Source organism: Longimicrobiaceae bacterium (assembly GCA_035936415.1).
In the GTDB taxonomy this organism is placed as follows: domain Bacteria; phylum Gemmatimonadota; class Gemmatimonadetes; order Longimicrobiales; family Longimicrobiaceae; genus JAFAYN01.
Window position 1 is genome coordinate 1 of the sequence record DASYWD010000451.1, and the last position, 9,025, is coordinate 9,025.

The 9,025-nt window shown below is 69.4% G+C and carries 7 protein-coding genes and 1 tRNA gene; 6 read left to right on the plus strand and 2 right to left on the minus strand.

Annotation, left to right across the window (positions count from 1 at the left end):
* Positions 1–798, minus strand: a 798-nt coding sequence (locus VGR37_18245) for a hypothetical protein (GenBank protein ID HEV2149350.1), incomplete at its 3' end; no start/stop codon positions are given.
* Positions 799–1,066: 268 nt separating this feature from the next.
* Here VGR37_18245 and VGR37_18250 point away from each other — a divergent pair.
* The 3 genes from VGR37_18250 (at position 1,067) to VGR37_18260 (ending at position 3,273) form a co-directional block, all read left to right on the plus strand.
* Positions 1,067–1,140, plus strand: a tRNA-Asn gene (locus VGR37_18250).
* 249 nt (positions 1,141–1,389) lie between these two features.
* The gene (locus tag VGR37_18255; GenBank protein HEV2149351.1) at positions 1,390–2,292 is read left to right on the plus strand and encodes a hypothetical protein; all 903 of its coding nucleotides are present in this window, start codon (positions 1,390–1,392) and stop codon (positions 2,290–2,292) included.
* Between the two features lie 423 nt (positions 2,293–2,715).
* Entirely contained in the window at positions 2,716–3,273 is a 558-nt protein-coding gene (locus VGR37_18260) for a DUF305 domain-containing protein (GenBank protein ID HEV2149352.1), read from the plus strand.
* 138 nt (positions 3,274–3,411) lie between these two features.
* Here VGR37_18260 and VGR37_18265 read toward each other — a convergent pair whose 3' ends face one another.
* Positions 3,412–4,209: a hypothetical protein gene (locus VGR37_18265; protein HEV2149353.1), complete on the minus strand. Its 798-nt coding sequence runs from the start codon at positions 4,207–4,209 to the stop codon at positions 3,412–3,414.
* Positions 4,210–4,399: 190 nt separating this feature from the next.
* Here VGR37_18265 and VGR37_18270 point away from each other — a divergent pair, with 190 nt between their 5' ends.
* The 3 genes from VGR37_18270 to VGR37_18280 form a co-directional block, all read left to right on the plus strand.
* Positions 4,400–6,187, plus strand: a complete 1,788-nt coding sequence (locus VGR37_18270) for a L,D-transpeptidase family protein (GenBank protein HEV2149354.1) — start codon at positions 4,400–4,402, stop codon at positions 6,185–6,187.
* A 337-nt stretch (positions 6,188–6,524) separates the two neighbouring features.
* Positions 6,525–8,186 (plus strand): PKD domain-containing protein, encoded by a 1,662-nt coding sequence (locus tag VGR37_18275; GenBank protein ID HEV2149355.1) that lies wholly within the window; start codon positions 6,525–6,527, stop codon positions 8,184–8,186.
* Between the two features lie 231 nt (positions 8,187–8,417).
* Positions 8,418–9,025 (plus strand): FHA domain-containing protein (locus tag VGR37_18280; protein ID HEV2149356.1); only part of this gene is annotated, 608 nt, incomplete at its 3' end.

The following is a 9,025-nucleotide window of genomic DNA, read 5'->3' on the forward strand; positions in this document are numbered from 1 at the left end:
CAGGGAGACGAGGCCGCGGACCTCCCGGTCCAGCCGGTCCAGCGCCCGGACGGTGTCGCCCGAGGCGGTCCAGAACGACGCCTCCGCCCGCGCCTGCCTCACCCGCACCGGCCCGGACACCCCCGCCGAGGCGGCGGCCACGCTCACCACCTCCGGGCTCCCGGCGCGGGCCAGCGCCTCCGCCTGCAGCGTGCGGAGCCAGTCCCGCGCACCCGGCGTCTGCTCCGCCGCCGCGCCGAACGCGGCGGCGGCCTCGCGGTGCCGCCCCTCGCCGCGGAGCACGTTCCCCAGGCGGGCGTACGCCACCGCGCGGGAGCGCGCGCCCGGGATCGCCGTGTAGCGGCGGTACGCGTCCGCCGCCGCCTCCATCCGCTCCGCCTCCTCGTACGCCCGGCCCAGGAGGAACCATCCCTCGCCCCCTTCGGCACGGCCCAGCCAGTCGCGCCCGGCCAGGAGCTCGCGCACCTCCCGCCACCCGCCCCACTCGGAGGCGGCCCGCGCCGCGAGGAGCACGGCGGTGGCCGGCGCCTCCGCCGGATCGGCGACGTGGGCTTCCAGCTCCTGCCACGCGCGCCAGGGGCGGTGGCGCTCCAGGCTGGACCGGGCCTCCTCCATCGCCACCACCAGGCGGGTGCGGGGGAGGACGGGCATGGGGTCCAGCTCGTCCATGGAGGGGAGGGCGGTGAGCCCCGACGCGAGCTCGCGCACCTCGCCCGCGGACCAGGACGTGGTCAGCGCGAGGCCGAGGAGGAGCCCGGCGAGGCCCGCGGCGGCGGGCGTGGAGCGGTACGGCTTCATGGGCGGCTACACGGGTACAGCGGCACGGCCGTCGTGGAGGCTCTCCCGGCGGACCGGGTGGGCGAGGGTGCGGCGTCCCTCGACATGGGCGCTACCGGCAGGATCCGTACCCCGGCGGGAGCCAGGGGCAATTCCATGAACCCCATGCGGCGCTTGAGGTTCCCTCGGCTCGCGCTGGGCGTGGCGAACCCGGCGCCCGCTCCGGGCGAGGGGATTGACAGGGGTGCGCCCTTCTGGTTATCCTTCGTGCTCCCCGTGCGGGGAGCGAGCCCACTTAGCTCAGTTGGTTAGAGCATCTGACTGTTAATCAGAGGGTCCCAGGTTCGAGTCCTGGAGTGGGCGCTGCAGACAGCAGAACACCCGGCAGGCACATACGCCTGCCGGGTGTTCTTTTTCTCGGGTATCATGCCTGGCAGTGGACTGGTCGGCGCTTGACAGCTATCCTCCGTCCTGGTCGGACCCGGCCGCGCCATTGTTTTTTCGGGTTGCGTTCAATTCCTCGTTCGTGTCTGTTCCAGACCGCTGCGCCGCCGAAGCAGTGACGTATCCGACGTCCGGCCGATAACCCTCTGCGTCGAAGGAGAGGCAAGCATGGAACCTCGCATTGTCGCCCGACCCGGGAAGCAGGTCTCCACCTGCCGGAAAGCTGCTTCATTCCTTCCTCTCTTTGCTGTGCTGCTTGCACTGTTCACCGCCTGCTCCGACGTCCCGACGATTTCGCCCGGCACTTCCTCGCTACGGTTTTTCCGAAGCGACGTTTCAGTGCCCCTCACGGTCGATGGGGCCGTATACCAGCAGTTGGACAACCTCTACCCGATCGGGGTGGGCTCCGGGAGCTTCCTCGCGGACGACTTCATCGTACCACTGGGGGAGCGGTGGGTCCTCGGCGAGGTCGGCCTCACCCTGGTAGAAGTGCCTCTCCCACTGTGGCCCAGTTATACACTTCGATTTTTCGCCGCCAATGAGGCGAATCCCCGGATCCCGGGCGCCCTGATCGCCACCCGGAGCTTCACCCACGAGGAGACCGTCGTGCGCGATGGTTTGCGAATCCTACCGATCTCCGAGCCTCTGGTGCTCTATCCCGGCACCTACTGGATCGGGATCTCACGGTACGGCACCCACGTGCGGACGCCCCCGACCGGCCAGGGCGCCGTCATGGACGCAGGCGGAGGCTACGCCTTCCTCTCAGACCGTCTGGAAGAGCCGATGCCTGCGGACCTCGCCTTCGCCCTCTTTGGGCTCACCCCGGCGGAGCAACTCCAACGTCTCATCGCGCTTGCCGGAGAGACCCCGGGGGTCTCCAACGGCAGCATGAACCAGCTCCATAAGGCTCTGAACCACCTTATGGTGGACGAAACGGCCCAGGCATGCATGAGGCTGGAGATGTTTGTGAGGGACGTGCGGAATCACGGTGGCAAGAAGATCACGGAGGCGGCGGCCGCAAAGCTGGTGGAGGAAGGCCAGGCAGTTCAGTCGGCCATCGGATGCTCGTAGCAGGACCGGCGGAGTGACCCGGTGAACGTCGCCCTGGAGGGAGCACCGACCGGCGTCAGTGCCTTCCAGCCAATCCCCGGATCTGTAGCAGAGTTGGTCCAGCGACGATCCCTCTGACGTGCCCGGTAGATTCTAGTCGAACTCCTTCGGCACCGCCGCGGTACAGGACGGGTACATTGCGCGGGAGAGAATAGGAACGCCCCACCCGGAGTTCGGGTAGGGCGTTCCTTCGTACCTGTTGTGAGTTTCTCACTACAGGATTCGCAACAGAGACAGGGGTCGGGGGGTCGAATCCCACAGTCCCGACGGCAGCAAGCGACGGAGCGGGGGAGCGACCAAGTCTTGTCTGGCTGGCCGACTCTTTGCCTCGCCACCAGCAGTGGTCCGGTAGTCTCCCCTTCCACCAGGCACGATACGGCAGTCATGGATAAGCAGAAGCAGACGATGCAGATGGGCTGGGGACGATTCGCGGCGATGATCGCCACGTCCACGTTCATCATGTTCTTCCTGATGTACCAGCTCGTCTACGAAGCCGACCACGCGATGTTCAGTCTGAATCGCCTGGTCGCCTCCTTCGTCATGGGGGCGGTGATGACCGTCGTGATGCTCGGCTACATGTGGTCGATGTACAAGGGAATCGGTGTCAAGATCGCCGTCCTCGCTGGCGCGGTCCTGCTCGGCGGCGTCCTCCTCTACGTCAACCGAGCCCAGACCCTGATCGGCGACACCGAGTTCATGAAGGCGATGATCCCCCATCACTCGATCGCCATCAACAACGCCCGGAAGGCGGAGATCCGCGATCCGAGGGTGCGGGAGCTGGCGGATGAGATCATCGCCTCGCAGGTACGTGAGATCCGCACGATGAAACTGCTCATCGAGGACATCGAACGTAACGGCCGTCGGGGTGACACCGCCCTTCCAGCCCGTCCGGCCGTGGTTACGCCCGACATGGAGCCGAAGATCCGTGAGGCGATTCGCTGATGCGGTCTGACCTGGGTGGGACGACTTCTGGAACAGGTTCACCGGCAGAACCCGGCATTTTGGCCGTCGAAGTCCGGCAGGCTCACCTGCCTTTCGTGCGCTACAGGGTTGCCGCCCCGGAGAGGGGTTGCGCCACGTTCACACTTCCGTTTCGCTGATCCGGATCGGCTCACCCACGGAGGGACGACCGAAGGCCTCCCACGCGTTGCCCCCGCGCAGGAACAGCTCCATCCACGCAATCGCTTCCCCGCCCTCCGCCGCCCAGCCGCTGCTCCCCGGCGCGAACGCCATCTCCCCGGGAGCGACGGCGAAGCTGCCGTCGCTCCGGATTGCGCTCCACTCCGCCTCGCCGATGCGGACTGTGACGCGGGAGCCAGCCCGCGCATCGTTCCGGGCGGGTCGGATGGTGGTCTTCAGGTTCCCGTAGCCGTCGATGTACGCGACAGAGCTCGGGGGAACATCTGGGATCTCCGCACGGTCGATCTCCTCGGCCAGGGCGTCCGGCTCCCCCAGCGCCACCGCGGCGGCGGCCTTCGGAAACAGGTCGCGGGAGCGGAACTGGGAGCCTTCGGCGGGTACGGCGGCCCAGCGCAGCTCTTCGGCGACGTCGCGGACGAAGGCGAAGGTGTGGCCGGCGTTGACGCCGATGACGCGGACCCCCGTCGGCAGCCGCGCATAGGCCAGGCGCTCGCCCGCGTTGTTGGAGCGAGCCTCGTCGGTGTCCTCTCGAGGTGCGACGTTGTGGTAGATCAACGTTCCGGCGGGTGCCTCGTTCATCCCCAGCTGCGCCACGCAGAAGCCGGCGGCCAGGGTGGAGAACGGGGGTACGGGGGTGAGCATCGGCTCCGCGTCGGGCAGGTGCAGCCGGATGCGCTGCACCACCTCGGCGAAGGCCAGATCACCATGGCCATAGTCGGCGATGATGTGGACGAGCATTCGGTTTCCTTTCCAGTGACGGACGAACGGCACCGCTCGGGCCGCGGCATCACAGCCGCACTCTCCGTGCCGGGGTGGGGGCCGGGCAGCCATCCGGCACCCGGACGTGGCCGCCGGTGTATAAGCTGTTTGCGTGATTGGGGATACGCGCTTCGGCGCCCGGATCTACATGGTTCCTGGAACGGAGATCATGAACAGCTTCTCGACATCCGCGTCCCGTGGTGTGGCGGGGGCCGCAGCATGCCTGCTGATCCTCCTCGCCGGCTGCGGCGGCGACAGCGCCAGAGCAGGTGAGAGCACCGGGGAAGAGGGATCCGCAGCATCGGTGGACGGCTCCTGGAACCCGCAGGCACTGAAGGCAGTCAAGGGCGTCCCGGCGAGTGCGATCCGGGGTGGGATCCAGCAGCGTCTCGGCGCCACCCGGCCGGCACCGCTGGACGAAGATCAGTGGCGGCACGTGCAGAGGCTCTACGAGCGCTACCGCCAGGGACCGCTCTGGCTCACGAAGAACGGCCTCGCCGAGGATCGCGCGGAAGCGCTGCTGAAGGCCCTGATCGATGCGCACACGGATGCGCTCCGTGTGGATGCGTACCCGCTGAACGAGCTGGCGCGTGCGCTGGTAGCGGTGAAGGAGACGCCGCGCCCCACGGCGCAGCAGCTCGCCACGGCCGACGTCCTGCTGACGGCAGCGTACGCAGCGCTCGGCGAGGACCTGCTCACCGGGCAGCTCGATCCGCGCACGGTGTCCGAAGGGTGGCACATCGATCCCCAGGAGGAGCAGGTCGACAGTGCGCTGGCTCGTGCGCTGCGGGAGGAGCCGCTGGACCGCTCCATTGCCCGGATGCGGCCGCAGGACGAAGACTACGCTGCACTCGTGCGCGAGCTCCAGCGTTACCGGAAGCTGGCCGTGCAGGGCGGCTGGCCGGCGGTGCCCAAGGGGAAGGCGCTCAGGCCCGGGCAGACCGATTCGTCCGTGCGGCTGGCGGCTCTTCGTCAACGGCTGGAGGCGGAGGAACTGCTCGGCGCCAGCACGCCGGCAGCGCAGCAGACGGGCGCCGACAGCACTCCGGCGGGTGCCCGTGCCCGGGCCGGTGGGTCTGTCTACGATGCGCAGCTCGCCGGCGCCGTGGCTGACTACCAGGCCCGGCACGGCATCGAGGCCGACAGCGTCCTGGGGGAGGAGACCGTCGCGTCGCTCAACACCCCGGCGGCGTATCGGCTCGGGCAGATCGCCGCCAACCTCGAGCGCTTCCGCTGGCTGCCGCGCTCGCTCGGCTCGCGCTACGTCCTGGTGAACGTTCCCGCCTTTCGGCTGGAGGCGTACGACGGTGGACGAAAGGCCCTGGAGATGAAGGTGATCGTCGGTGAGGAGTACACGGATCGCATCACCCCGGTCTTCAGCGACTCCGTGGAGTTCGTCGTCTTTCGGCCCTACTGGAACGTGACGGACGACATCGCCACCAAGGAGCTCTGGCCGAAGATCCAGGCGGACCCCGGGTACATGGCTCAGAACAACTACGAGACGTTTCGGGAGGGTGGCAAGACACGCATCCGCCAGAAGCCCGGTCCGGAGAACTCGCTCGGGCTGGTGAAGTTCATGTTCCCGAACGACTTCAACATCTACCTGCACGACACGCCGCAGGACGAGCTGTTCGAGGAGGACGTGCGTGCATTCAGCCACGGGTGCATCCGTCTGGAGAAGCCCGAGCAGCTCGCGCAGTGGGTTCTTGGATGGCCGGCGGAACGCGTCCGCCAGGCGATGGAGCAGGGCCCGGACGACAAGCGTGTGGACGTTCCGCGCAAGCTTCCCGTCTACATTGCCTACTTCACCACCTACCTGCGGGGGGGGCAGCTGTCGTTCGGGAACGATCTTTACAAGCGTGACGATGCGCTCATCCGCGCCGTTCAGGATGGGGCGCTGCCCAGTGCGCAGACGCTGCGTGCAGTGGATTCACTCCGCCGCTTCGTGGCGGAGTAGCACCACCGGCCCGAGCTGCGGGCCTGGAGCGCTCCGGTAGCCTGAACCGCCCCAGGATTGCCGGAGACTCTTCTGGTGGAGCTGGCATTGCCCCACAGCCGTTCAGGCTGTGGGGCTGTTGCTTTTTGTCCCAGCGGAATCCGGTCGCCACAACCTGCTCTAAACTAACCCGCGCGTGACCTTGACAGAAACATCCGAACAGGCGAGCTTCGGCCGTCTAAGAACATATGGCATAACGACATATGCCCCCCAGCTCGCGGCCCGGGACCCCCTCCCGCCCGCCGCGGCGCCTTCGTGTCACCGCCCAGACCGGCCGATCTGCCGGGAAGGAAGTCGCATGCGCCCTCCCCACCACTTCACTTTGCCGAACCGCCGCGGGCGTACGCTCGCGCTCCTACTCTGCGTCGTGGGCCTGGCCGCCTGCGATGGCCCCCTCGCGCCGGATGCGACCCCCGGGGCGCGGCCGGCGCTCCAGCGGACGAGCGACAACCAGCCGCCCACGGTCGACATGGGCGGCCCGTACACCGGCGTGGCGGGAGCGCCCATCCAGTTCGACGCGAGCGGGACGACGGACCCCGAGGGCGACTATCTGTACTACTACTGGGAGTTCGGCGACAGCACCGGGTGGAGGAGGGACACGGTGCCGACCTTTTCGCACACCTACCGCGCTCCGGGAACCTACGACGTGACGCTCTGGGTCGCGGACTACCACGACCCGGACGCCGCGAACTGGGTGATGGGGTCCCTCACCGTGGAGGTCACCAGCCCGCTCCCCGTGGTGGCGAGCGTCGCCTCCGGGTCCGGCGTTGCCGTCGAGCTGCAGATGGACAACTCGACGGGGACGACCGTGGCGGTGACGTTCGAGAGCGTCGGGACCGCGGGCGCCGTGGAAGTGTCCCGGCTGTACTACGACCCCTACAATCCGATGGCCCCGACCATCCCGTCCGGCTTCACCCTCCCGGGCGGGGCGTACTACGACATCTCGACCACCGCAACATTCTCGGGCCCCGTCTCGGTGTGCCTGAGTTACGACCCGGCGTACTACGAGGCGAGCGGGACGCAGCCGCGGCTGCTGCACGGCGAGACGGTGGACGGAACGCAGCAGTGGGTCGACCGCACCACCTACGTGGACCCGGTGAAGCTCCTGGTCTGCGGCACGGTCGCGTCGTTCTCCCCGTTCGGCGTGGGCGCAAGGCACGCCCCCGTCGGCGTCCGCCACGCTCCGACGATCGGTGCGGTCACCCTCCCGGCCGTTGCGGTGCAGACCGGGGGTGCGGTGGACGTGAGCGCCGCGTTCAGCGACGCCGACGCCGGAGACACGCACGCCGTGCCGGGCACCACGATCGCCTGGGGCGACGGGACCACCAGCCGGGCCGGCGTGGGCGGGACCCTGCGGGTCGCCGAGCCGGCCGCGGGGGCGGCGGGGTCCGTGCGAGGCACGCACGCGTACGCCGCGGCCGGCGTGTACACGGTGCGGGTGACGGTGACGGACGCGGACGGCGCCCGCGCCTCCGCGGTCGCCGAGTACGTGGTCGTCTACGACCCGGGCGCGTTCGTCGCCGGGGGCGGCTGGATCAACTCGGTGGCGGGCGCGTTCAAGCCGAACCCGGGACTCGCGGGCAGGGCGAGCTTCGGCTTCGTCTCGCGCTACCAGAAGGGCGCCACCCGGCCGAGCGGGAGCACCCACTTCCAGTTCCACGCGGCGGACCTGCTGTTCAGGAGCACGAGCTACGACTGGCTCACCGTCGGTGGCGCGAAGGCGATGTACCACGGCACCGGCACGGTGACCGGGCTGGGCGCGGGCCTCGACGGCACGTACCAGTTCCAGCTGACCGCCTATGACGGCCAGGCGGCCGGCGGCGACGGCACCGACAGGTTCCGGATCCGGATCTACGGCGGGCCGGCCGGTCTGCTCTACGACAACGAGTGGACCCGGGGCGCCAACGACGACGCGACCACCGCCCTGGGCGGCGGCAGCATCCAGATCCAGACGCGCTGACGCGTCTGCCGAACACGACTGCGGGGCAGACCCACCGGACGTGGGCCTGCCCCGCGCGCACGAAAGGCCCGGCCGAACGGCTGCCGGGCCTTTCGTGCGTCCGGGGGCCGCGCGGGCGGGCCGCTCCAGGGAACGCTCCTTGCGCCGCCCGCGCTTGCCGCGCCGGGAGGGCGTCGCTACGTTGCGGCCTCGCAATGCGTGGCAGGAGAACGTTTACAGGAGGTTGACGGCATGGAGATCACCCCGCGGGGCGACCGCTCCGGGGCGCTGGCCGCTTTCGGCATCCAGGCCGGCTCGCTGGCCGGGGAGGAGGTCCCCATCCGGCTCCCCGTGGTCCGCATCGGGCGGGCGGCGGGGAACGACATCGTGATCACCGACGATTCCGTGTCCGCCACGCACGCCCAGGTCGAGTTCGACGAGGGCGCCTGGCGGATCACCGACCTGGAGTCCACCAACGGCACCTACGTGGAGGGAGTGCGGCTGGCGCCGCAGGTCCCCACCCCGCTCGTCTACGGCGCGTCGGTGCGGTTCGGCGGGGTGCCGCTGCACTTTCGCGCGGTCGAGACGGCCGACCCCGCCGCGGCGCGGGCCGGGTACGTGGAGCCGGAGCGCACCCCCACGATCCGCGAGGCGGGGAGCGGCGGGCGCCGCATCCCCATGTGGCTGGTGCTGCTGATCCTCGTCCTCCTGGCCGCGGCGGTGGTGTTCTTCACGACCTTCAATCCCGCGCCCACCCCGGACCCCGAGGCTCCGGAGGCGCCCGCGCCCGCCGCCGAGCCGGTCGTGGCGCCCGTCACCGCCCCCGAGGCGGCGCCGGCGCCCGTCCTGGCGGACACGGC